Consider the following 24,840-nt stretch of genomic DNA (forward strand, 5'->3'; position numbering starts at 1 on the left):
CAAATGGTTCTCTGCCCGATGCAGACAAAGGAAGGGAGACCCATGTTCCGCAACAACCGATTTCTGAGTTCGACGATGCTATTCGCGCTGCTGGCCGTACCACTTGCCGGCGGCGCCCACGCACAGACCGCCCCGGCAGTCGAGACGAAACGGCCCAATGCGCCGGATCAGAAACCGGCTTTCGAGGGTCAGACCCGTGCGCCGCAAGCCGCCACTCAGCCGGATGTCGAAAAAACCGTCATTGCCGAGGGCCTACCGCATATCTGGTCGATGGAATTCCTGCCCGATGGCCGCATGATCGTGGCGGCCAAGGAAGGCGCAATGCACATCGTCGCAGACGGCAAAGCTGGCCCAGCGATCGAAGGCGTGCCGGAGGTAGCGTCCGACGGACAGGGCGGTCTGCTCGACATCGCGCTGGCTCCCGATTTCGAAACCTCCCGTAAAATCTTCTTCTCTTTTTCCGAGCCACGGGATGGCGGCAACGGCACCTCCGTCGCATCGGCCAAGTTGACCGAAGAGGGTGGAGCAGCAAAACTGGAAGACGTCTCGGTGATCTTCCGCCAGATGCCGACCTATGATGGCGATAAGCATTTCGGCTCCCGCCTGGTCTTCGGCCAGAACAACGAGCTCTACGTCACCGTCGGTGAACGTTCAGACGCAACGCCGCGTGTGCAGGCGCAGGACCTGTCGAGCGGGCTTGGCAAGGTCTTCCGCATTGATGCCGAAGGCAAGGCCTTCGAGGGCAACCCCTTCGCCGGCCAGCAGAACGCCCTCCCCGAGATATGGAGCTATGGCCACCGTAACCTCCAGTCGGCAGCACTGGATGGACAGGGCAGGCTCTGGACAGTGGAACATGGCCCGAAAGGCGGCGACGAGATGAACCTGCCGAAGGCGGGCCTCAATTATGGCTGGCCGGTCATCACCTACGGTGTCGAATATAGCGGTCGGTCCGTTGGCGAAGGTGCCACCGCCAAGGAAGGCATGGAACAGCCGGTTTATTATTGGGACCCCGTCATCGGCCCGTCCGGCATGGCCTTTTACGACGCCGACCAGATTTCCGAGTGGAAGGGAGCCTTCATCGTAGGCGGTCTGGTGAGCCAGGGCCTCGTCATCCTGCACATTGACGGCGACAAGGTTGCGACGGAAAGCCGATTGCCGCTGGAAGCGCGCATTCGTGATGTGAAAGTGGGTCCGGATGGCGCCGTCTATGCCGTGACCGAAGAGCGCGGCGGCGGCAACTCGCAAATTTTGCGGATCGCCAAGGCCGGCTGAGAAAGTCATGACCGGAACAGCAGGCCGCCGGAACGAAGGCGGCCTGTTTCTCGTTTCCTGCAACCTTAAACCTGCCGGAAAAAACGATGCCACAACCGCCCACCCGCCTTCTTGCCAAAATCGGACTTGCCTATGTCAACGATCAGGAGCCGGGCATAGCCCGAGAAAGGCGCGGGCGCGGTTTCTGTTACCGGTTGCCGGGCGGCGAACTTCTGTCCGATAACGTGGAGTTGAAGCGCATCAAATCGCTCGGCGTCCCGCCTGCCTACAAAGATGTCTGGATATGCATCGACCCATCCGGGCATTTGCAGGCAACGGGCTTTGATGCGCGCGGGCGAAAGCAATATCGTTACCATCCCGACTGGCACGCATTGCGCGGTGAGACGAAGTTCTTTCAGCTGAAAAGCTTCGGCAAGGCGCTGCCTGCCATCCGGCGACGCGCCATGGCTGACATTGCAAAACAGGATCACGGTCAGGACATGACACTGGCGGCCCTGACGCTGCTTCTCGATGCCGCCTATCTGCGCGTCGGCAACCGTTCTTATCTTGAAACCAACGGTACCTATGGCGCAACCACATTGCTCAAGCGCCACGTGTCCTTCGGCGAGACAATCGAATTGCGCTTTGCAGCCAAGGGCGGGCAGAAGGTGAAACGGCAATTGCGCCACCCGCGCCTTCAAAAAATCCTCGAGGAAATCGCCGATCTGCCCGGCAAGGAGCTGTTTGTCTGGCAGGACAGTGAAAACCGGGTTCACTCCGTCGATTCAAGCGATCTCAACGCCTATCTTTCCCGCGTCGGCGGACAAGGCATTTCTGCCAAGACTTTCCGTACCTGGGGCGGAACGCTTGCGGCCTTCTGTCATGCGATGGAACATGTGGCTGCGGGTGAAAAACCCAGCATCAAGGGTATGTGTCAGGCAGCGGCGACGGAACTGTCCAACACACCCGCCATTTGCCGCAAGAGCTACGTACATCCTACCGTTCTCGATATAGCGACGGAGGAGAAGGCGCAGAAGAAGCTTGGCCGTATTCTGAAGGTGGGCGCAAAGCCGGTCTCGGGCCTCAGGGCCGATGAAAGACGTCTGCTTGCCTTCCTGCCGTGATAATCAGCGGCCAGTCGCCCATTCGCCCAATTCCCGCTCGGCCCTTTCGAGCGCGCTGTAATTCAACAGCTTGCGCAGGAAAGCGACGGTGACGGCGCGGGTTCGAAGATTATAACGGCCTTCCGCCTCGTCATCACCGGCCGCCTGATGGACGTTCAGCTTTTCGTAGAGGCTTTGCAGCCGGTTCTGCACGCTGCGCAACGAAAGGTTACGGCGGCGCGCAATCGCCTTGTCCGTCAGGCCCAGCGCAACATCAACAAGGATTTCATATTCGGAATCGGTGAAGCCATGCGCCTTGCCAAGGCTTTTTTCCTGTAGGCCGCGCACTTCCCTGTCGATCACGCATTGCGCCTCGATGAAGATGCTGCGCAACGCCAGCCGCAACCGGTCGTCAGATGCTGATTTCAGCACGTAGCCATAGGCAGCACCTTCGGGCACGATGCGGGAAACACCGCGCACATAGGCCTCGTCGGAATAGTTGGACCAGAACAGGATGCGGGTGTCCGGCCGCTCCTTCCAGATGGTGCGCGCCGCCTCGATGCCGTTGCGTTCGTTCATCTGCAAATCCATGACGATATGGGCGGCGCGGTTTTCCCGCGCCAGCTTTTCGCCGGTTCTGCCGTTTGCCGCCTCCAGCACCTTGTCGCATTCCGGCAGGGCGGCTCTCACCGCCTCGTTCAGATAGGCGCGGTGTAGCGCATCGTCCTCAACGATCAGCACATCCATGTCATATTTCCTCCCGCCGGTCGAAAGCGCCTTCCGGCAACGTCACGGTAATGCGGGTTCCAGCGTCTTTGCCATTGCCACCAATATCGAATCTGGCTGAAATCAGCCGTGCCCGCGTCTTCATGTTGCCGATGCCTAGTCCACCAGAGACAGCCCCCTCGCCACGGCCGCTACCGTCATCGCTCACGGTCACCCGCAACCCGCCATCCGTTAACGACAGTGTCACCGCAATCGTTTCCGGCTGCGCGTGACGGATGGCGTTGTTGACCGCCTCCTGCACGATGCGGAACAGCGAGATGGCAACGGTCTTGTCGAGTGTCTCAACAAGACCGTCCGTCTCGTCCGTAACCGACCAGTCGATAGAAGAGCCGCTGTCGCGCACGGAGCGATCCACATAGGTCTCGATGGCCTGCACGACGCCGAACAATTGCAGGATGGAGGGTTTCGCCTCCTCAATGATCTCGCGCAGATCCTGCATGCAGTGCTGCAGGCTGCGCACCACCGGTTCCAGCATCTCGCCCGACACGTCCGGTGCGTGGCTCATCCGCTCGATGCGCCGTGCAAGCCGCGTCAGGTCCGCCAGCGTCTGGTCGTGCAAATCCATGCCGATCCGCTGTCGCTCGGCCTCCAGCGCTTCGGTCAATTGCAGGGCACCCAGCCGCAACCCCTCCTCGCGGGCATTGGCGCGCGCCTCCTCGATCGCAGACCGTTTGGCCTGTTCGGCGGCGCGGATGGCGTAAAAATAGGGCGCCAGCAAATCCGCAACCGCGCGGGCATTGGCGACATCCTCCATCGTATAGGCATCCGACTGGTGCGAGGAGCAACTGAGCGCGCCGATAATGTCGCCATGCACCTTCATCGGCACGTGCAGGCGGCTATGCAGATCAAGCTCGATGATCGGGCTGGAAAATGCGCCTTCGAAATGGAAGCGCGGATCGGCGCAGGCATCGCCGCTCAAAAGATATTCCACCTCGCCCGAGAGCACGGAACGGATGGGACTGCCGGACAGAAGGGCGGGCGGCTGGCGGCTCCAGGCGCTTGCCAGACCGCTTTCATAGGCGATGTGAAATTTGTCATCCAGCTGCTTGATGCAGACATCCATGTGGACGTGAGGAATTATATGGGTGATTTCGGTAGCGACCGCCTGAATGATGGCGTTGAATTCGAGCTGCCCGGCGAGCAGCCGCGAAATGCCCATGTAGTGATGGAAAAGAGCGCTTTTCGGCGTATCCAGCATGTGCGGACACCCTCCCAAGCGCCTGCCTTGTCAACTTGTGGCGGCGCGACCTGCCCCGTATCGGCTATTCTGCGCCCGGCGGTGGCGTTTCGTCCTGCGGGTTCCCGCATCCTTTCTGCGGAAACCCGCAGGAAGATTGCCGTTATCCGCCTGTACAAGCCAAACCTTCTTGGTCATTCTCGCTTTTACTGGGGAAAGGAGCTCCAGTGCAAAGGAATTCCGCCTGCCGCCGAGGAGATTTGCGGGAAAGCGGGTTCCGAGCTCAAAAAGGGCAAGCCACCAGGGAGGAAAATCAATGGCTTTCAGAAAGATGCTTCTGGCATCGGCCGCTGTCGCATGCGCAGCTTTGCCGATCACCGCTCACGCCGATACCTCGGCTAAAAAAATCGCGCTTTCGAACAATTACGCGGGCAATTCCTGGCGTCAGGCAATGCTGACGAGCTGGGACAAAATCACCAAGCAGGCAGTTGCAGACAAGCAGGTCGCTGCCGCTGACGCCTTCACGACAGCCGAAAATCAGGCGACCGAACAGGCGGCGCAGATCCAGAACCTCATTCTTCAGGGTTACGACGCCATCGTCATCAACGCCGCCTCGCCCACCGCTCTTAACGGTGCTGTCAAGGAAGCCTGTGACGCCGGCATTACCGTCGTCTCGTTCGATGGCATCGTCACCGAGCCTTGCGCCTGGCGTATCGCCGTTGATTTCAAGGCGATGGGCGCAAGCCAGATCGACTATCTCGCCAAGGCGATGCCGAAGGGTGGCAACCTGCTCGAAATCCGCGGCCTCGCGGGCGTTTCGGTGGACGATGAAATCCATGCCGGCATCGTCGACGCCGTCGCCAAGAACCCGCAGTTCAAGATTGTCGGTTCGGTCAATGGCGACTGGGCGCAGGACGTCGCACAGCGCGCTGTCGCCGGCATTCTGCCGAGCCTTCCCGAAGTTGCGGCAGTCGTGACGCAGGGCGGTGACGGTTACGGTGCAGCACAGGCTTTTGCCGCCGCCAAGCGCCCGACACCCACCATCGTCATGGGCAACCGCGAAGACGAGTTGCAATGGTGGAAGCAGCAGAAGGATGCCAGCGGCTACGAGACCATGTCGGTCTCCATCGCCCCCGGCGTTTCCACGCTCGCTTTCTGGGTGGCGCAGCAAATCCTCGACGGCAAGGATGTCAAAAAGGATTTGACCGTACCTTTCCTGCGCATCGATCAGGGCAATCTTGAGGAAAACCTCAAGAACACCCAGAAGGGCGGCGTCGCGAATGTGGAATATTCACAGGAAGACGCCCAGAAGGCCATCGCCTCCGCCAAATAGGCCGGACAATTTCCGGACACAAGCGATTGCGGCGCTCCCTGAACGGGCGCCGCAACTGCCACCTATATTATCCAAGTTTCAGATCACTGGCGTGAATGCTCATGAATGACATCATCGAGGCGGAAGAAGTCGTTGCCGCGCGCGGCGTGAAGGTCGTGTTCGGCGCGGTAAGGGCGCTTGATGGGGCCGATCTCGTCATCCGTTCGGGCGAATGCCTGGGGCTCGTCGGCCATAACGGTGCGGGAAAATCCACCATCGTCAACGTCATCAATGGCGGGCTGACGCCGCATGAGGGGTCCATTTCCTATCGCGGCGAACAAGGCCGTCAAGGAATCGCGGCAGCACGCGCCAGCGGCGTTCGCTGCGTGTTTCAGGAATTGTCGCTCTGCCCGAACCTGACGATCAGCGAAAACGTCCGCATCATGCATGCCGCGATGAACGGGCGGAACTGGCGCGGACGTGCGCTCGCCATGATCCGGCATACGCTGGACGAGATTTTTCCCGGCCACGGTATCGATTGCGAATTGACGATCGCGGAACTCTCCATCGCCGAGCGGCAGATGGTAGAAATCGCCATCAATTTTTGTCGAACCCCGGATGCGCCGAGACTGGTAATCCTCGATGAACCGACTTCCTCGCTTGATGCGGGTCTTGCGGAACAATTGATGGATTATGTTCGCAGTTTCGTGCGCACCGGCGGCTCCGTGCTGCTGATCTCGCATATTCTCGGCGAGATTCTGTCGACAGCAACCCGCATCGTGGTGATGAAGGACGGCCGAGTGGTCGCTGATCGGGCAGCGGGCGAGTTCACGACGCGCACGCTGGTGGAAGCCATGGGCAGCGTCGTCAAGGAACAGGACAGGCAAAAGGGCGAAAACCGCAAGGCGGGAGAGAAGGTGCTTTCGATGCCGGCGCGCCGGGGCGAAGGCCTCGCCTTCGAGGCTTTCCGCGGTGAAATCATCGGCCTTGCCGGTCTCGGCGGCCACGGGCAGACCGAAGCGCTACTCGATCTCTACCTTGCCCGCAACAGCAGCTGGCTGCCCGCGCGCAAGACCGACATCGCCTTCGTGGCGGGTGATCGCAGTCTGAACGGCACCTTCCCGCTGTGGAGCATCCTCAAAAACCTTTCCATCGCCTCGCTGCGGGATATTTCATCCGCCGGCATGGTGGACAGGGGCAAGGAAACCGAGCTTGGCGCGCAGTGGAAAAAGCGCATCGAAATCCGCACGCCCGACATGGGCAACAAAATCCTTTCGCTCTCCGGCGGCAACCAGCAGAAGGTGCTTTTCGCCCGCGCGCTCGCCACCACGGCTAGCACCGTGCTGATGGACGACCCGATGCGTGGCGTCGATATCGGCACCAAACAGGAGGTCTACGATATCTTGAGAACCGAAGCCTCCCACGGCCGCACCTTCATCTGGTACTCCACCGAGATGGATGAAATCCGCCTTTGCGACCGGGTCTATGTTTTCCGCGACGGCGCCATTCAGGCGGAACTGGTGGGAGAGGACATCACCGAACAGAATGTGCTGGCCGCTTCCTTTTCCGGAGAGGACCACGCATGAAACTCTCCGCCAGTGCCCTTCGTCTCATCATTCCCGCCGCCTCGCTCGCCTTCCTGCTCGCCGCCGTCTTTTACATGCAGCCGCGCGCCATGAGCTATAACGGACTCAACTTGCTGTTCAATCTGGCGGTGCCGATTGCACTTGCCACCATTGCGCAGATGCTGATCATGTCCGTCAACGATCTCGATCTGTCGATGGGTACCTTCGTCAGTTTCTGCGCCTGCGTCACCGCCACCTTCCTGCAAACGACGCCACTGCTCGGTATCGCGATCTTCGCCGGTGCGATTGCGGTTTATGCGATGCTGGGCGCCATCATCCACATCCGCGCCCTGCCCTCAATCGTCGTCACGCTTGGCATGAGCTTTGTCTGGGGCGGCCTTGCCGTCCTCATCCTCCCCTCACCCGGCGGCCAGGCGCCAGCCTTCATCCGGGCGCTGATGACGGCAAAACCGCCGCTCGTGCCAATTGCCATCGTTGCCAGCATCGTGATTGCGGTCGTCGCCCACTACATCGTCATGCGCTCCTCCTTCGGCGTGCTGATGCGCGGCGTCGGCGGTAACTTCCGCTCCGTCGAGCGCTCCGGCTGGTCGGTCATCGGCATACGTGCTGCCACCTTCGCGCTGGCCGGTTTCTTCGCGGTGTTGTCGGGCATAGCGCTCGTCGGGCTAACGACATCGGCAGATGCCAATATCGCGCTTCGCTACACGCTGCTGTCGATTGCCGGCGTTATTCTGGGCGGCGGCGAATTCGTCGGCGGTCGGGTCTCGCCCATCGGTGCTGTCATCGGCGCGCTGACGCTCACCCTTGCCGGCTCGTTCCTGTCCTTCATGCGCATTTCGCCGGACTGGCAGATAGGCGCACAAGGGGCGATCCTCATCATCGTGCTGGCGCTCCGCATCCTGCTCAACCGTCTCGAAAAGCGGGAGAAAAACCAATGAACGGGCTTTCGTCTCTCTCGAAAAAACCATGGATCTGGTCGTTCGCCGCAACGGCCGCGGTCTGGATCGTTACCGTCATGTTCACCGGCGGCGCCAGCTCCTTCGGCCTGTCGCACGCAGCCCTGACCTTCGCGGCCTTTTCCGTGATCGTCGGTATCGGCCAGATGTTCGTCATCACGCTCGGGCCGGGTAATATCGACCTCTGCGTTCCCGCCACGATGACGCTATCAGGCACGCTGGCGCTCAAATTCATGGATGTGTCCGATGGTCTCATCCTGCCGGGATTGCTGATCGCCATCCTGATCGGCATCGCCATCGGCATCGGCAACTATACGTTGATCAAGCTTCTGCGCATCCCACCGATCATCGCGACGCTTTCGATGAGCTTCATCGTGCAGTCTATCGCCATCTGGTCCAACCGCGGCCTGCGGATCAAGCCGCCGGAAACACTCGCCACCTTTGCCACGTCGAGCTCTCTCGGCATTCCGAATGTTGCCCTCGTCGCCCTTGTCCTCTCGGTCATCGCCTGGCTGCTGCTCGACCGCACCTTTTACGGACGCTGGATTTCCGCCATCGGCCAGAGCACTTTCGCCGCCCGCATGACCGGCATTCCGGTGGATGGAGCACGCTTCGTCACCTATGTGCTCTGCGCGGTACTGGCGGCGATCGCGGGTTATCTGCTCGCCAGCTTCTCCGGCGGCGCAGCACTCAACATGGGATCGGAATATCTGCTGATGTCCATCGCGGTGGTGGTGATCGGCGGCACGGCGGTTGCGGGCGGCGATTCCAACGTACCCGGTATCTGGGGCGCTTCGCTGTTCATGTTCCTGGTGGTCTCGATGCTGAACACCTATGGTTTCGGCGCGGGCATCCGCCTCATCCTCACCGGCCTCATCATCATTTCCGTCATTCTTCTGGCTAGCGGCCCCAAGGCCACACGCTGAACCCCGAACGAAAAGCCCTCAAGCGGACCACGCTCATGACCACAGACAACGCCTCCCCTTACGAAATCCACGATGAACGCTTCCGCCTTCTGATTGTCGGCAATGCGGAACTGGAAGAGCTTTATTCCGGCTGCCGCTGGGCGGAAGGCCCGGTGTGGTTTTCTGATCTGAGCTGCCTGCTGTTCAGCGACATTCCCAATGAGCGCATGTTGCGATGGGTGCCGAATGGCGGGATTTCGGTATTCCGCCACCCCTCCAACTTCACCAATGGCAATACGCGCGACCGGCAGGGACGGCTGGTTTCATGCGAACATGGCGGCCGTCGCGTCACCCGCACCGAAGTCGACGGCTCGATCACCGTTCTTGCCGACAGCTACGGCGGCAAGCGGCTGAACTCGCCTAATGACGTGGTGGTGAAATCCGATGGCAGCGTCTGGTTTACCGACCCCACTTACGGCATTCTTTCCGATTATGAGGGCTACAAGGCGGAACCCGAACAGAAGACGCGCAATGTTTACCGGCTCGATCCCGCAACCGGTGAAATCAAGATCGCCATCGATGACTTCGTGCAGCCAAACGGTCTGGCTTTCTCGCCTGATGAAACCAAGCTCTATGTCGCAGACAGTTCCTACAGCCATGATGTATCCCGCCCACGCCATATCCGCGTTTTCGATGTCGTGGACGGCGTGAAGCTCACAAACGGCCGGGAATTCTGCAATCTCGACAATGGCTTGCCTGATGGATTCCGTCTGGATACAGCGGGCAATCTCTGGACCAGTGCCGGCGATGGCGTGCACTGCTTTTCGCCTGACGGTACGCTGCTTGGCAAGATCAAGGTGCCGCAGACGGTCGCAAACCTCACCTTCGGCGGCCCGAAGAAAAACCGCCTGTTCATCACCGCAACGAAATCGCTCTATTCGGTCTACGTCGCCGCAACCGGCGCGCAGACGCCCTGATACGCTGGAAAAACCGGAGGGCATGTAGCAGACGGGAACTGGCAAGACGGCTTCACTGCGCTATAAAAGCGGGATGACCGATGATTCCAGCCCCTTCCTGACCGACGACATGGCACTGGATGGCGAAACGCAGGCTATCGAACCCACCAGCCGCATGCTGTCATGGGCGCGCAATTCCGCTCTCTACCGGCTGGAACAGCGCATGATGACGGAAAAGCAGCTGCGCGATGCGATCACCCGCAAGGCGCGGGAAAAATTCGAGGATATCAGCCCCGCTCAGATAAAGGCGCTTGGCGAATTCGCCGTGACCTTCGCCTATGGCATCAAGGCGCTCGACGATACGGCTTATGCAGAAATTGCCGTGCGAAGTGGCCAGCGCAGCGGCAAGTCGAAGCGCGGGCTTGCGCAAAAACTTCAGATCAAGGGCATTGATCGGGAAACGGCCGCAGTCGCACTGCAGGAAACCAACGATCTGGTGGCGGCCGTCATCTTTGCGCGCAAGCGCGCCTTCGGCCCCTTTCGCCGTGTCGAGCTTGATGAAAAACGCAAGTCGAAGGAATTTTCTGCCTTCGCCCGCAACGGCTTCGGCTTCGAAATCGGCGCGAAGGTGATGGCGATGACGGTGGAAGAGGCAGAAGAGATCGTCTCGGAAGCACCGCTTTAAAGGTTATTGCGGCATCGGATGCGTTTTCAGATAAGCGATCAGATCCGCGATATCCGTTTCGCTCCACAGCCCGAAAAAGCGCATCGAGGTTCCAGGGATCGCCTTTTTTGGGCTCGAGATAAAACTTTGCAGCTCCTCCTCCGTCCACACCCGACCCGCGGCACCGGCATCCTTCAGCGCCTGCGAATAATGGCCGTAACCAGCCACGGAGGCTATCGGCCTGCCCACCACGCCCATCAGATGCGGTCCCATGCGGGTGCGCGGCGCATCGATACTGTGGCAGGTGGAACAGCGGCTGAAAACTTTTTCCCCGTGCACCGCATCGCCTTCGGCCAATGCCGGCGCAGCAATACAGAGGAAAAAAGCCATTGAAGCCGGAAGCGTTCTGAATGCCGAGATCATCATGCCCCGCATAATACAACGCCCTCCCCGTCTGACAACGAAGAGGGCGTTTTTTGACATGCGACAGAATGCCCGGCGTTATAAGCCGGGCAGTACGTCGATGATCAGTTCATCGCAGTGAGCGTCACGGATGTACCGGTTGCGGCGAGGTTGAGGCCAACCTGACCCGTCACGCTGACCGTCTGAAGCTGGATGGAGCCCGAGGTGCCGCCAACGAGGATGTTGGTGCCAACGCCGAGGCCAACGGTTACTTCAGCCGTGGCGCCCTGATAAAGGCCACCGAGCGAACCACGGTGGTAACCCGCTGTCGGGGCGAAAACGGCCCAGACCAGACGGCCCTGCGTGGTGAAGCCAAGGTCAACGCCCATCTTGCGGATGGCGCCGGTATAATGGTCGGTGCGACGCGCGCCCATGGTGGACTGGAAGGTGCAATCCAGTTCCTTGGCCGAGCCGATTACGTAACCGACGCCACCGCCGATATCGCAGGTGAGGTAACCGATCTTGACGCCATTGCGTTCGTCCTGCTCCTGCGGAGCCGGCTCATATCTTGCAAGGTCGGCAGCGAGTGCGGACACGGTTCCACCGAGACCCATCGTCAATGCGGCAAAAGTTACGGCAACAGCCTTTTTCATCTGATTTTCTCCTGTTTTATTCCTACCCGCAGCAGCCCTTCTTGCCCTCTCCGGATATTGAATTCCGCACTGTTAACGTTTGTTCCCCGAAATCGATCCAAAACAACTGAATTGGGTGCAAGGAAAGCAAAACGGTTAACAATGTCTACTGGCGGTAGGATGCCATTAAGACATTGTTAGGGCGGGAAACGCCTGCGGAATTCCTGTTAAAGGCGAGTACGTCAGGGCGTTGTTTTGCTGCAACGATGTCAAAGCGGCAGTGCTACGGGAAAGCCGGTCGCAGCATGGGTCATGACATCCATACGGACGCCATAGATACGCTCCAGCGTTTCCGGCGTCATGATTTCGTTCGGCGTTCCCCTTGCGATAAGCCTACCGGAATGCAGTGCGACGATCTCATCGCAGAACCGCGCCGCCATGTTGACATCGTGCAGCACCACGATGACGCCGAGACCCTTTTCCCGCGACAGTCTTTGCACCAGCGAGAGAACCTCGAGCTGGTGTGCCATGTCGAGCGCCGATATGGGTTCGTCGAGAAGCAGGCTTTCGGCGTTCTGGGCAACCAGCATGGCCAGCCACACGCGCTGGCGCTCCCCGCCGGAAAGCGTGTCCACCAGCCGGTCCCTGAAGGCCACGGTGTCGGTCAGCTCTATAGCCTCGTCCACCCTCTCCTGATCCGCCTTGGTGAATTGGCCGAGCGCGCCGTGCCAGGGGTAACGGCCAAGCGCCACCAGTTCCTTGGCCAGCATGCCGGACGCAGCCGGCGTATATTGCGGAAGATAGGCGAGCTTTCGCGCAAATTCGCGGTTGCCCCAGCTCCCCAGCGGCTGCCCCTCGAACGACACCTTGCCCGCCGTCGGCTCGTGCATGCGCGCGAGAATCTTAAGCAGCGTCGATTTTCCCGAACCGTTATGGCCGATAAGACCGATGGTCTTGCCGGTGGCAAAGCTTGCCGTCAGCGGATGCAGCAATGTCCTGCCCGGAACCTCCATGGTTACCGCTTCCAGAAAGAAAAGCGGGATATCGTCGTAATCTACGGCAGGTGCGGCCTGACCCATTGTTCTCATCTCCGTAAATCGTTCAGAAAAATCATCATCGCCTGCCTGAAAGCCAGATCAGATAGGGCGCACCGGCCAGAGCCGCAAAAAGCCCAAGCGGCAACTCGTAAGGAAAGGTCACGGTTCTTGCCCCGAGATCGGAAAGCGCCATCAGCACCGCACCGAACAGGAACGATGCAAACAGGTGGTCGCGCGGTGTGGTGAAACCGGCCCGAAGCGCAATGTGCGGTGCCATCAACCCGACGAAGCTCAGCGGACCGACCAGCAGTGAGGCCGCACCGGTGGCAATGCCGGCCACGGCGATGACTGCAATACGCGCCGTAGCGAGCGGCAGACCTAGTGAGAGCGGCACATCCCGGCCAAGCGGCAGGATCACCAGCCAGCGCGTCACCGACAGGGCAGCGGCCAGGAGCACGACGGAAAGCACCGCAAGAAAGATCGCCGAACCTGATGTCGCCGTCGAACCCGAGCCGCTGAGCCAGGAGAGAATTTGCCAGGCCCGCTGATCACCAATGGCAAGCAGTGCCGAAAGTACCGCCGAGCAGAGCGAACTGATGGCAATGCCGGCGAGCAGTATTTTTTCAGGCGCCAGATGCCGGCGCACCGAAAAGAACAGAACGAGCATCATGACGGCTGCCGAGCCGAGGCCGGCGCCGCAAAACAGTTCGAACAGCCCGGCGGCCGGAAAGAGCGTGATGGCGGCGGCAAAACCAAGACCCGCGCCACCGCTGACGCCGATCACCTCCGGGCTTGCCATGGGATTTCCGGTCAGCCGCTGCAGAAGCGCGCCCGCCATCGCCAATAAACCACCGGCAGCACAAGCCGCCATCAACCGCGGCCAACGAAAGGGCAGAAGGCTTTGCAGGTCGCCAGCTTTCAGCACCGTCCAGCCCTCCGGCCCCTTGCCGATGGCGAGGGCTGCAAAAACCAGCCCGGCCATGATGACAAGCACCGGCAGCAGGGAGGCAAGCCTGCGTCTGATCGCGAGATCGCCGCCCTCATTGCGATGGATATTCGTAGGCGGGATTTTCGGCAGCAGCCAAAGCCGCAAAGGCCCGCCGATGAGAGCCGTGACCGCACCCGTCGGAAACACTTCCGCTGTCGTACTCGCCAGAAGCTGCACGAGACCGTCGCAGAACCAGAGCAGCAGACCGCCCAGAAGCGGCGAAACGAACAGCACGGAAGATGCACGTCGCACACCCAGCGCACGGGTAAGCGCAGGTGCTGCAAGTCCGATAAAACTGACGAGACCGACGGCGGCGGCGACGAATGCCGACAGCATCACGGCGACGGCAGCCACCGCCAGCCTGATCGAAAAGAGCGATACGCCGAGCGATCGCGCACTGGAATCGCTGAGACCCAGAACCGTCAATGGCCTTATCAGTAGCCCGGTGAGAACCAGACCAGCGAGAAGTTGGGCGGCAAGCAGAAACGCATTCGACCAGTCCTGCTGGCTGAGGGAACCGCCATTCCAGACCACAAGCGACATTAGATATTCGCCTCGTGCAAGCGTCAGCGCGGCGGCAACGGAAGCGGCGGTGATGCCGACCAGCAGTCCCGACACCACCATGGTGACGGGCTCGAAGGACCGCCGCCAGCCGAGAAGAAACACCACGGAGGCCGCAGCGGTACCGCCGGCGAGCGCCACCCATGCGCGGTTGCCATCCAGCACCGAGGGGAAGAACAGGGTCGCGATGACGATTGCCAGCTGGGCGCCGGCAGAGATGCCAAGGGTGGAGGGGTCGGCAATCGGATTGCGCAGCAATTGCTGGAAAAGCGCACCCGACAATCCCAGCATCGCCCCCGCCAGAATGGCAACCGCCACACGCGGCATCAGGCTGAAGGCGAAAATGACCTGATCCATCGACATGGACGCGGCATCGAACGGCAGGCCGGGCCAAGCGCCGAGGGGTAACCGCAGCAATCCGGCATGCAGGGAAAGCCCGCAGGCCAGAAGAAAGACGAGGCCGAAGAAAAGCTGGAGAGGCCGTGCCGTCACAATGCCTCTCCGTGGGTTGCCAGAGCCTCGGTCAAAAGCCGCGCAAAACGCATGGCTGCGGTGATACCGCCATAGGGGCTGACATTACCGAGGGTGACCACCCGGTTTTCCCGCACGGCCGGAAGCGCACGCCAGATGGCACTGTTGCGCAGAGTTTCCCGCGCCTCCACCGGAATATCGGAGACGATGACGATGCGCGCATCGGATGAGGCGGCGAGGTTTTCAAGCGGCACCGGGGCCGCGAAGGTGAATTGCGACCGATCCACCCAGGCATTGGTCAGCCCCAGACGGCCAAGAACATCCCCGAACATGCTATCCGCACCAAAGGCACGAAAATGCCGGGCGTCGCCTATGTTGATGACATAGGTCGGCCGTGCGGAAAACCCGGCAAGACGGGCCCGCATGGCGTGCAGTGCCGCTTCCGTTTCACCCAGAACCTTGCGCGCCTCTTCGGCCCGCCCGAGCTTTTCACCAAGCGCGGTGACCGCCGCCAGCGCCTTTTCGAAAGGCGGCTCACCCTTCACGTAAAAGGGCAGTGAAAAGACGGGGGCGATCGCTTCCAGCCTGCCGGTATAACGTGTGTAGAAAGGCGAAATCAGAATGAGCTCCGACCGGGTGAGCTGCAGAAGCTCGAAATTCGGAGCGCCGCGCAGGCCGAGATCGGCGACGGTTTCAGGGATATCAGGCTCGACCGCGCCGGACCGGAACTGGATGAGTTCGGTCGCCGCCACCGGCATGACGCCGAGCGCCACAGATGTTTCCAGCATGGCCCAGTCGATGGCGGCGATGCGCGGCGTCACTGCTGCCCGCGCCTTGCCCGCAAGAGCCGAGGCGGCGAGCAGGCTTAAAAATTCCCGCCGCCCCCAGAGGGGGGAAATCCATCGATCCTTACGCGTCATGCCCCTGCTGCTTCACTTTAATATGGCGTTACCAACGGTAGGTCAGCTTGCCCATAACGGTTCTGCCGTCACCGTAATAGCATCCGAAAGTGGAGCAACTAGAAATATATTCTTTATCAGTCAAGTTTTGCACCAGAAGCGAGGCGCGGTAGCCGTTCTTCTCGTAATGCACGCCGAGATCGAGCAGGGCGAGGCCCTTCATTTCGAAGGCATTGGCCGCATCGCCATAACGTTTTCCGACATAACGGACACCGCCGCCGATGCCGAAACCTTCAAGCGCCGTATCTTCCGGGAAGGTGTAGTCGAGCCAGAGGCTGGCGGCGTGCCGGGGCGTACTATCCAGCTCCTTGCCGTTGTTCACACGGCCGGAGACCTCGCTGTCCATGTAGGTATAGGCCGCCCGCAGGTCGAGCCCGTCTGCAAGGCTTGCGACGCCTTCCAGTTCGAGGCCTCTCACATGCGCCTCGTCCATCTGCTGCGTCACCCCGCCCACCGTCGTCGTGACGTTCTTCTGTTTCAGATCGTAGATCGCCGCGGAAAAGAAACCGTCAAAGCCCTCGGGCTGATATTTGATGCCCGCTTCCCATTGTTCGCCCGTGGTCGGTTTCGGCGCATCACCGACAGCCGGCTGCGGCACGGGCTCGAAGGAGGTCGCGTAGCTGACATACGGCGCGATGCCGCCATCGAAGAGATAGCTGACCCCGACACGGCCCGTCAGCTTATGGTCGTCCTTGTCGAGAGTGCGGTAGGTCGTTCCGTTGAACGTCGTGCCGCCGGTGCTTGCCCAATCCTGCCGCAGACCGGCGGTGACCCGCCAGTTCTCAAAGGCCATCTCGTCCTGCGCATAAAGACCGATCTGGGAAATATCCGTCTTCACATCGGCATAAAGCGTGCGCGAGGTGAGACTAATTGGCCCGCCATAAACAGGATTGACGGGATTGAGCGGCGTTGCGGCCCAGAATTCGGTTTTGACGTTATTGTCGAAATAGCGGTAATCCAGCCCGACAAGCAGGGTGTGGTCGACTGGTCCCGTGGAGAACTCCGCCTGCAGGCTGTTGTCGATGTTGAAGGTGTTCAGCAATTCATCCTGGAACGTCGCATTGCGGCGGATGAGATTGCCGATCATGCCGCCGCTGGTCGAAGACATGCCGAGCGCGCGGTAGGACCAGTCGAAATTGGAATAACGCGCATTCTGCCGGAAGGTGAAGGTCTCGTCGAAACGGTGCTCGAACTCATAGCCGATATTAGTGAACTTGCGGCTTGAGGTATCGAAAGAGGGATCGCCGACATAAAAGCTGCGGTCCAGCATATTGCCTGGTCTCAGATAGGTCAGCGCCGGCGGCAGGCCAGACGGCGAACTCGGATTGTCGTGCTGATAGGAGGCGAGAACCGTCAGTTTCGTATCCTCGTCGGGCTGCCATGTCAGCGCCGGGGCGATGAAATAACGATCGTTCTGCAGATTGTCCGTCTGAAGATGGGCGTTGCGGGCAAGGCCGGTCAGGCGATAGGCAAAACTGTCGCTATCCGCGACCGGCCCACCAATATCGAACATCGATTGGTAATAATCGAAGCTGCCGATCTGCGCTCCGACTTCGCCGAAACGCTCGAAAGTCGGCCGCTTGCTGATGAGATTGATGAGGCCACCGGGATTACCCTGACCGTAAAGCACCGAGGCCGGCCCGCGAATGACTTCCACCCGCTCCAGACCGTAGACCTCATAAGACGGCGCACCGGCCGTGCGCATCAGCCGCAGACTGTTGAGGAACTGCAGCTGGTTACCCTGAAAGCCGCGAATGCGCGGCGCATCGAAACGTGGATCCGCCCCAAACGGCTGCGCGACGACGCCAGGCACATAATTCAGCACCTCGCTGAGATTACGGACATTCTGCGCATCCATTTGATCCCTGGTGATGACGGAAACCGATTGCGGCGTCTCGATCAGGGATCGCCCCGTCTTGGTGGCGCTGGCGCTGGTTTTTGCCACATAGCCCTTCACCGGCGCCTTGGAGTCCTGATTTTTCGCGCCGTCCACGGTGATGGTCTGCAGCACCGTCGTTCCGGCTTCCTGCGCAAGGGCAACGCCGGAGGTCACGAACGCCACATAGGCGATGGCAGCGCAACCGCCCGCCAGAATGGAAATGTGTTTAGATTTTCCCTGCACGCCAAGACCCTTCATCAACCGCGCCGCCATGAGACGGTTATTTTTCTGGAGAATTTAAGTCATCTTATTACGCAAGGAGCGGATTGTGATCCAATAAGTGAAACTGGATTTTTTCAGAACTACTGATTATGAAAATTCTTACGGATAATAGCTTGGAATTATTCAAATCCGTCAGGAAAGGCAGTGATGATGGGCAGGAAACCGGCAAACCGGGCGGACGCGTTCGAGCTGCGGCACCTGCGCTATTTCACCACGCTGGTGGATGAGCGCAATTTCGAGCGCGCCGCCGCCCGCCTCGGCATTGCCCAGCCGGGTTTGAGCCAGCAGATCATGGCGCTCGAGCAGATCGTCGGCATGCCGTTGCTTGACCGGACACGGCGATCGGTGAAGCTCACCACGCCTGGCCAGCTTCTTTATGAGGATGCCCGCAAAATTCTCGCCAATGCCGAGGCGACACTTGCGGCGCTTAAACGCGTCGATCGCGGCGAGACGGGCCGCATCTCCATCGGTTATGTCGCTTCGGCCGCCTATTCCGGCCTGATGATCCAGTCCATCGCCAGTTTCCGCGCCTCTCATCCCGATGTGGAACTGCAACTGATCGAGATGGAGATGCGGCTGCAACTCGCCAAGATCGCCGACGGAAATCTGGATTTTGCCTTCATCCGCCCGCCTGCGCCCGTTCCGGAAGGTGTCACAACCCATGTGGTTCTGCGCGAACCGCTGGTGGCCGCACTTCCTGAAAACCATCCCCTGGCCTTTGCGCTGCAGGTCGACCTCAAGAACCTTGCCGACGAGACCTTCATCACACCGCGGCAGCCGCCGGATGTCGGCTTTCATTACAATACGATAGAAGCCTGCAACGAGGCCGGGTTCCAGCCAACGATAAGCCCGGAAGGCCGGGATTACACCACCATTACCAGCATGGTGGCGATCGGCCTCGGTGTGGCGCTGGTGCCGCGCTCGCTCGATTGTCTGCGGTTGCCCGGCGTGCGCTACGTGCCGCTTGCAGCAAGCGCCACGACTTCCGACCTCGCCATCGCCCACCGGAAAACGGAAGCCTCTCCCGCCGTCAGGGCCTTCATTCTCCATACCCGCAATTGACGCGACCGCACCCGCCCATGCGCTGAATATCCACGACCCGGCTGCCGATCCCGTGGACGAAAAACCCGTCATCGTCCGTTTCCGCGGCATCGGTGGCAACAGGCCAAGCGACGCAACCACATGAGATTACGGAAAGAATGGCGCTCTTTTCGGCAAACCGGAAGCAAGGCCTAAATCCCGTCCGGATATTTTCTGTTCCCGCTTTTCCCCGCAGCCGCGGCGCACCGTATAATCGCGGCAGATTTCGATTTACGGGAGACAGCAATGGCTGAGACTTACGAACACCACGCCGCAGGCCTCGAATCCCCGGCATCCCATGCTTTCGAGGTTGTTCCTGATGATACGAACCCGCTTCCTTCCCCCACGCGCGCCATCTATGTGGGCAATGGTGGTCATCTCTGCCTGACCCTGCTTTCCGGCGCGACGGTGACCTTCCAGAACCTGCCCGCAGGCAGCCTGCTGCCGGTCAGGGCCACCCGCATATTTGCAACCCGCACCACCGCCACAGGCATTCTGGGGCTCAATTGAGCGCTCCATCGCCGGCTGATCTCCTCGATCTGAAACGCAGCCCTCGCCAGAAGCCCACCAAGGAGTGTGACACTTTCATGACAAGCTTTCAGGTTGATGTCAGCAAAATGAAGCATCCGCCATTGATCGGCCCATGCGGCAGCTTGGACAGCGGCGTTCCCGCCCCTTTTTCGTTGCCGCCGGCCTATCGGAAATCTGGTGGATCTGGCAGTGGCTCTTTTTACCGCGAAAGCGACGGGAACAATAACGTATCGTCCGGAGATCGGCAGCGTGCCGCTCAGCCTGCTGACGGCGGCCTATCTGCTGTTTTTCACGAACCGGACATTCTGGTCGAAGGTTCACACCTATCTTTCCGCCTATCCGGTTGCCATCGTCGCGCTTTATGTCGCCATAGCGGCGCTTTTCGGTGCGCTCATCACCATTCTTTCCGCCAAATATCTCATCAAGCCGTTTCTTATCTTGCTGATATTCGCGGCCGCGGCGGCTTCATGGTTCATGGACCGCTACGGCATCATCATCGACAGCGACATGATCCGCAACGCCGTGGAGACCACGCGCGCGGAAGCGGGCAATCTGATGACACCTGGCCTTTTCTGGCATCTGACGATCTATGGGCTGGTGCCGTCGCTCGTCATCGCCGCCGTCCGGGTTCGGCATCGGCCGATCATCGACAAGTTGCTGTGGAACACCGTCAGCATCCTGATCTGCCTCACCGTTGCCGGCATCATCAGCTTTGCGAATTCCAAAACATTCACCACCGCCGTGCGCCAGCACAAGGATATCGTCAAAAGCGTCAATCCCTTGTCGCCGATCATATCCACCATTCACTATCTGACGCAGGCGGAAAAGGAAGCTGACATACAGGTGAGCCCGATCGGCAAGGATGCGAAAATCCTGCCGGCGCTGGGTGGCATCCACAAGCCACGCATCACCGTCATCGTGGCTGGTGAGACCGCGCGCGCTGCGAACTTTTCCCTGAACGGCTATGGGCGCGACACCAACCCGGAACTGGCAAAGCGCGACGTGATCTATTTCCCTAATACAACCAGCTGCGGCACTGCGACGGCGATTTCCATTCCCTGCATGTTCTCGAAATTCCCGCGTTCTGAGTATAGCCACAACAAGGCGCTCGCCAACGAGAACGTCATGGATGTTCTTGTCCATGCCGGTGTCGGTGCAACCTGGCTGGACAACAACACCGGCAGCAAGAACGTGGCCGACCGCATTCCCTTTTTCGACCTGCCTTCCACCAACGACACCCGCTTCTGCACTGGCGGAGAATGCCGCGACGATATCTTCTTCGACAAGCTCGACGCATGGCTCGATAACGTCAAGAAGGACAGTGTCATCGTGTTGCACCAGATGGGCAGCCATGGGCCGACCTACTATCTGCGTTACACCGACGAATTCCGGAAGTTCACCCCGGACTGTCGAACCGCTGAGCTTGGCAATTGCACGGACGCGCAAATCGTGAATTCCTATGACAACACGCTTCTCTACACCGATCATTTCCTGTCGACCGTGATCGACAAGCTGAAGGCACGTTCCAACACGCTGGCAACGGGGATGATCTACGCCTCGGACCATGGTGAATCGCTTGGCGAGAACGGCGTCTATCTGCACGGCGCACCCTATCTGCTGGCACCCGACCAGCAGACCCATGTGCCGTTTCTCGTCTGGTTCGATGATGATTTCGCCAAATCAATGGGGCTGGATCGCGCATGCCTTGCAAAAGGCGCAGCAAAGGGCGGGCGCTCGCACGACAATTATTTCCACAGTATCCTTGGAATGATGAACGTCTCCACCTCCGTCTACGATTCCGCGCAGGACGTGTTCGGCGGCTGCACCCAGCGCCAGAATAGCTGAACATACAGTGCTTGACGCTTATCCCGTGAAAGCGATACGCAAGACGACGCGATAAAGGAGCTGTCTTGCGGGTTCTGCTTGTTGAAGACGATCATGTGCTGGGAGAGGCGCTGCGAGACCATGTCGCCGCGGCAGGCCACGCCGTTGACTGGTTTAAGTTGCTCGACGACGCCACGGCGGCGACGCTGACCATGGCTTACGGGCTCATCCTGCTCGACATGCGGCTGCCGGACGGCGATGGCATCACCCTTTTGCAATCACTGCGCAATCGCGATGACTCGACGCCGGTGATCATTCTGACGGCGCACGACCAGGTGTCCGACCGGATTGCCGGACTGAATGCCGGAGCGGACGACTATCTGGTCAAGCCCTTCGATCTCAACGAGCTTTCGGCACGCATGCTGGCGGTCTCGCGGCGGTACGAGGGGCGCTCCGCCCCCGTCATTCGCCTGCCCGGCATCGAAATCAACCAGGTGGCGCGCAATATCGTCGTTGACGGAACAGCGCAAACGCTCAGCGCCAGAGAATGGGCCGTGCTGGAAAAGCTGGTCGAGCATCCCGGTGCGGTCGTCTCGAAATCTCAACTGCACGACACGCTCTACGAATTCGGCGCGGAAATAGAAAGCAATACGGTCGAGGTCTATATCAGCCGGCTGCGCAAGAAGATCGGCCATGACCGCGTCGAGACCGTGCGCGGCGTCGGCTACACCATCAGGTAGACAGAAATGGCCAGACCAACCAGCATGACCCGCAAGCTCGTCACGGCGCTGACGAGCGTTGTCGCCATATCCTGGTTTATCGCCTGCGGGTTGGGCGTCATGGTGATGCAGGACGAGTTCGCTGAAATTTTCGACGCTGGCGTTGAGGAAACAGCCGAAAGACTGCTGCCACTGCTGGTGGACGATCTCAGGGAAAACAACACGGGCCCCGCCTCGCAAAAACTCAACCAGTCTGCACATGCGGCGGAATATCTGACCTATCAGGTTCGCGACCGGGAAGGACAGGTCGTCCTGCATTCGCATGACAGTTCGACCGAACCTTTCGAAGTCTCTCTCGACCCCGGTTTTTCTGAAACGGCGACCCAGCGCATCTACACGGTGGCGACACCGGACGGGAATTACTTCCTTCAGGTCGCAGATGCCTTCGCCAACCGGCGTGAGGCAATCGAGGAAGCCGGCACAGCAATTTTGCTGCCCGTTCTCATTCTTATCCCCGCCAGCATCTTTGCCGTTATCTTCGTGGTGCGCAAAACCCTGCAACCGATACAGACCTTGCGCGACGAGATCGGGAAAAAAGACGGCGGCAATCTCGCGCCGCTGGAAACCCTGCCGTTTCCGGCTGAACTTCACCCGATTGCCCGCTCGGTCAATCTGCTGCTGAGGCGGCTGCGATCGACAATCGAAGCGGAAAGGGAGTTTACCGCCAACAGCGCCCATGAATTGCGCACGCCGATTGCCGGCGCGCTGGCGCAGGCGCAGCGACTGCACGCCGATATTCCGCCTGAACTTGCACCGCGCGTGGAAAATATCGAGAAAGCCCTGATGCATCTCGGCCATCTCGCCGAAAAACTGCTGCAGATGTCGCGCGCGGAAGCAAGGATCGGGGTAACAGACACGGCGACCGACCTCATCCCCATTCTCGAGCTCATCATCGACGATATGAGCAGAACGGCGATCGGCACGTCCCGCATCCGCTTCACCAATCGCTGCGAAGGCGGCCTGAACTGCAAGCTGGGCACGGATGCCTTCGGCATCATCATCCGCAACCTTCTCGAAAACGCCCTGATCCACAGTCCGCCGGAAAGCCCGGTGCACATACTGGCCGAAGAGAACGGCACGATCCGCGTCGTCAATTCCGGCGCGGCGATCGACAAAGCGCTTCTTCCCAAACTGACGACGCGCTTTGTCCGAGGCCCGTCCAAGGCTGATGGCACCGGGCTTGGCCTCGCTATCGTCAGAAGCCTGATGGAACAGATTGGCGGCGAACTCGTGCTATCCTCCCCTGCACCCGGCAGACAGGACGGTTTTGAGGCCCGCATCGTGCTTCCGGTCGAAGACGCCTGAATCCGCTGAAAACAAAAAGCCCCGCCAGGGGGCGGGGCTTTCGCTGGTATAATTTTGGCCGCTCAATCCTCGTGAATATGGCTATGGTCGCGCGTATCGCGCATCTTCACATAAACCACCAGCGACAGCGCAATCATGATCGTAACGTACCAGAAGAACCAGTTTTCGTGGCCGATCTGCTTGAACTTCAAGGCTACGAATTCTGCCGTTCCCCCGAAAATCGTGTTCGCCAGCGCGTAGGGCAGAGCCACACCGAGCGCCCGGATGTGGGCGGGGAACATTTCCGCCTTCACCACCGCATTGATGGAAGTGTAGCCGGTGACGATCAACAGGCCGACCAGAACGAGAGCAAAAGCCATGATCGGGTCGGTTGTCGTCGCCAGCGTCGTGAAGATGAGATAGGTGAACAGCGTTCCAAGAATGCCGAAGCCGACCATCAGCGGCTTGCGACCCACCTTGTCCGACAGTGCACCGGCAATCGGCTGGCACAGCATGAAGACGAAGAGGGCTGCCGTGGTGATTTCGGTCGCGCTTTCCTTGCTGAAGCCGGAGGTATTGACGAGGAATTTCTGCAGATAGGTCGTGTAGGCGTAAAAGGCGAGCGTGCCGCCTGATGTCAGCGCCATGACCATCATCGCTTCCCGCGGGTAGTGCTTGAAAAGCGCCCATCCGCTCGATTTCGGCTTGTCCGCGTTGCCCGCCTTGGCATTTTCAAAGGACTGCGTCTCGGCAAGGCCGCGACGGATGTAAAACACCGCAATTGCAAGAACGCCACCGATGAAGAAGGGAATGCGCCAGCCCCAGGCGCCGAGCTGCTCGGGTGTCAGAACCCGTTGCAGAACCAGCAACACCGCCAGCGCCAGAAGCTGGCCGGAAATCAGCGTCACATACTGGAAACTGGAGAAAAAGCCGCGACGATTCTTGCCGGCCATTTCGCTGAGATAGGTCGCGCTGGCGCCATATTCACCGCCGACACTGATGCCCTGCAGCAGGCGGGCAAACACCAGAATGGCAGGCGCTGCAATGCCGATCGTCTCGTGGCCGGGTGTAATTGCGATCAACAGCGAGCCGAGGCACATCAAGGTAACGGACAAGGTCAGGCCGGCCTTGCGGCCCTTGCGGTCGGCATAGGTTCCCATGAACCACGCACCGATGGGCCGCATCAGAAATCCGACGGCAAAAACGGCGGCCGCGCTCAGCAATTCAGCGGTCTGGTTTCCGGAAGGGAAAAACACCGGCGCGAAATAAAGGGTGAAGGCCGAATAAACGTACCAGTCGTACCATTCGACGAGGTTGCCCGCCGATCCGCCGATAATGGATTTCAAACGGGTTTTCTGATCCGGTGCCGTAGCGGGACCATTTGCCATAATATTCACGGTAAACTCCAATTCATCTCGCCTGGAGGTGGAAGGGC

Annotated in this window: 22 protein-coding genes; 13 read left to right on the plus strand and 9 right to left on the minus strand. The window is 59.9% G+C overall.

Annotated features, from left to right (window positions below):
- The first annotated feature begins 42 nt into the window (after positions 1-42).
- Positions 43-1,272, plus strand: a complete 1,230-nt coding sequence (locus tag AC5SEO_RS22115; protein ID WP_004431704.1) for a PQQ-dependent sugar dehydrogenase — start codon at positions 43-45, stop codon at positions 1,270-1,272.
- A gap of 86 nt (positions 1,273-1,358) precedes the next feature.
- Positions 1,359-2,375: a DNA topoisomerase IB gene (locus AC5SEO_RS22120; protein ID WP_019566557.1), complete on the plus strand. Its 1,017-nt coding sequence runs from the start codon at positions 1,359-1,361 to the stop codon at positions 2,373-2,375.
- A gap of 3 nt (positions 2,376-2,378) precedes the next feature.
- Here AC5SEO_RS22120 and AC5SEO_RS22125 read toward each other — a convergent pair whose 3' ends face one another.
- Together AC5SEO_RS22125 and AC5SEO_RS22130 are read right to left on the minus strand one after the other, a co-directional pair.
- Complete coding sequence (locus AC5SEO_RS22125; protein ID WP_004431697.1) at positions 2,379-3,101, minus strand: response regulator transcription factor; 723 nt, start codon at positions 3,099-3,101, stop codon at positions 2,379-2,381.
- A 1-nt stretch (position 3,102) separates the two neighbouring features.
- On the minus strand, positions 3,103-4,338 hold the full coding sequence (locus tag AC5SEO_RS22130; RefSeq protein ID WP_019566558.1) for a GAF domain-containing sensor histidine kinase: 1,236 nt from the start codon (positions 4,336-4,338) through the stop codon (positions 3,103-3,105).
- Positions 4,339-4,633: 295 nt separating this feature from the next.
- Between AC5SEO_RS22130 and AC5SEO_RS22135 the strand changes: the two genes are divergently transcribed.
- From AC5SEO_RS22135 to recX, 6 genes are all read left to right on the plus strand, one after another.
- Positions 4,634-5,650 carry an ABC transporter substrate-binding protein gene (locus AC5SEO_RS22135; protein WP_004431691.1) on the plus strand — a complete coding sequence of 339 codons (1,017 nt, stop codon included), beginning with the start codon at positions 4,634-4,636 and terminating at the stop codon, positions 5,648-5,650.
- Positions 5,651-5,751: 101 nt separating this feature from the next.
- Entirely contained in the window at positions 5,752-7,215 is a 1,464-nt protein-coding gene (locus AC5SEO_RS22140) for an ATP-binding cassette domain-containing protein (RefSeq protein ID WP_004431687.1), read from the plus strand.
- Positions 7,212-8,153 (plus strand): ABC transporter permease, encoded by a 942-nt coding sequence (locus AC5SEO_RS22145; protein ID WP_004431684.1) that lies wholly within the window; start codon positions 7,212-7,214, stop codon positions 8,151-8,153. Before AC5SEO_RS22140 ends, AC5SEO_RS22145 begins: the two co-directional genes overlap by 4 nt.
- The gene (locus tag AC5SEO_RS22150) at positions 8,150-9,097 is read left to right on the plus strand and encodes an ABC transporter permease (protein ID WP_004431681.1); all 948 of its coding nucleotides are present in this window, start codon (positions 8,150-8,152) and stop codon (positions 9,095-9,097) included. The genes AC5SEO_RS22145 and AC5SEO_RS22150 overlap by 4 nt, the downstream gene beginning before the upstream one ends.
- Positions 9,098-9,132: 35 nt before the next feature.
- Positions 9,133-10,053 (plus strand): SMP-30/gluconolactonase/LRE family protein, encoded by a 921-nt coding sequence (locus tag AC5SEO_RS22155; protein ID WP_004431678.1) that lies wholly within the window; start codon positions 9,133-9,135, stop codon positions 10,051-10,053.
- A gap of 73 nt (positions 10,054-10,126) precedes the next feature.
- Positions 10,127-10,717, plus strand: coding sequence for a recombination regulator RecX (gene recX, locus AC5SEO_RS22160; RefSeq protein WP_004431673.1), 591 nt, complete (start codon positions 10,127-10,129; stop codon positions 10,715-10,717).
- Between the two features lie 3 nt (positions 10,718-10,720).
- On the opposite strand, the gene AC5SEO_RS22165 is transcribed toward recX, so the two are convergent.
- From AC5SEO_RS22165 to AC5SEO_RS22190, 6 genes are all read right to left on the minus strand, one after another.
- The gene (locus tag AC5SEO_RS22165) at positions 10,721-11,131 is read right to left on the minus strand and encodes a c-type cytochrome (RefSeq protein ID WP_004431671.1); all 411 of its coding nucleotides are present in this window, start codon (positions 11,129-11,131) and stop codon (positions 10,721-10,723) included.
- A 92-nt stretch (positions 11,132-11,223) separates the two neighbouring features.
- Positions 11,224-11,751 carry a DUF992 domain-containing protein gene (locus AC5SEO_RS22170; RefSeq protein WP_004431668.1) on the minus strand — a complete coding sequence of 176 codons (528 nt, stop codon included), beginning with the start codon at positions 11,749-11,751 and terminating at the stop codon, positions 11,224-11,226.
- Between the two features lie 248 nt (positions 11,752-11,999).
- Positions 12,000-12,809: an ATP-binding cassette domain-containing protein gene (locus tag AC5SEO_RS22175; RefSeq protein ID WP_004431665.1), complete on the minus strand. Its 810-nt coding sequence runs from the start codon at positions 12,807-12,809 to the stop codon at positions 12,000-12,002.
- A 34-nt stretch (positions 12,810-12,843) separates the two neighbouring features.
- Positions 12,844-14,808 carry a Fe(3+)-hydroxamate ABC transporter permease FhuB gene (gene fhuB / locus AC5SEO_RS22180; RefSeq protein WP_495364017.1) on the minus strand — a complete coding sequence of 655 codons (1,965 nt, stop codon included), beginning with the start codon at positions 14,806-14,808 and terminating at the stop codon, positions 12,844-12,846.
- The gene (locus AC5SEO_RS22185; RefSeq protein ID WP_004431662.1) at positions 14,805-15,707 is read right to left on the minus strand and encodes an iron-siderophore ABC transporter substrate-binding protein; all 903 of its coding nucleotides are present in this window, start codon (positions 15,705-15,707) and stop codon (positions 14,805-14,807) included. Before AC5SEO_RS22185 ends, fhuB begins: the two co-directional genes overlap by 4 nt.
- 28 nt (positions 15,708-15,735) lie before the next feature.
- Positions 15,736-17,898: a TonB-dependent siderophore receptor gene (locus AC5SEO_RS22190; RefSeq protein WP_004431660.1), complete on the minus strand. Its 2,163-nt coding sequence runs from the start codon at positions 17,896-17,898 to the stop codon at positions 15,736-15,738.
- A gap of 156 nt (positions 17,899-18,054) precedes the next feature.
- Between AC5SEO_RS22190 and AC5SEO_RS22195 the strand changes: the two genes are divergently transcribed.
- The 5 genes from AC5SEO_RS22195 to AC5SEO_RS22215 all read left to right on the plus strand — a co-directional run bounded on the left by AC5SEO_RS22195 (position 18,055) and on the right by AC5SEO_RS22215 (position 23,426).
- Entirely contained in the window at positions 18,055-18,969 is a 915-nt protein-coding gene (locus tag AC5SEO_RS22195; RefSeq protein ID WP_004431656.1) for a LysR family transcriptional regulator, read from the plus strand.
- Between the two features lie 264 nt (positions 18,970-19,233).
- Positions 19,234-19,497 (plus strand): spike base protein, RCAP_Rcc01079 family, encoded by a 264-nt coding sequence (locus AC5SEO_RS22200; protein WP_003508451.1) that lies wholly within the window; start codon positions 19,234-19,236, stop codon positions 19,495-19,497.
- 198 nt (positions 19,498-19,695) lie between these two features.
- On the plus strand, positions 19,696-21,363 hold the full coding sequence (locus tag AC5SEO_RS22205; RefSeq protein WP_004431646.1) for a phosphoethanolamine transferase: 1,668 nt from the start codon (positions 19,696-19,698) through the stop codon (positions 21,361-21,363).
- A 65-nt stretch (positions 21,364-21,428) separates the two neighbouring features.
- Positions 21,429-22,082, plus strand: coding sequence for a response regulator transcription factor (locus AC5SEO_RS22210; protein ID WP_004431644.1), 654 nt, complete (start codon positions 21,429-21,431; stop codon positions 22,080-22,082).
- Between the two features lie 6 nt (positions 22,083-22,088).
- Entirely contained in the window at positions 22,089-23,426 is a 1,338-nt protein-coding gene (locus AC5SEO_RS22215; RefSeq protein ID WP_035252629.1) for a sensor histidine kinase, read from the plus strand.
- Positions 23,427-23,488: 62 nt separating this feature from the next.
- Here the strand turns inward: AC5SEO_RS22215 and AC5SEO_RS22220 are convergent, their stop codons facing one another.
- Positions 23,489-24,793 (minus strand): MFS transporter, encoded by a 1,305-nt coding sequence (locus AC5SEO_RS22220; RefSeq protein ID WP_004431639.1) that lies wholly within the window; start codon positions 24,791-24,793, stop codon positions 23,489-23,491.
- Positions 24,794-24,840 lie beyond the last annotated feature (47 nt).

It is taken from the genome of Agrobacterium sp. K11 (genome assembly GCF_059429395.1).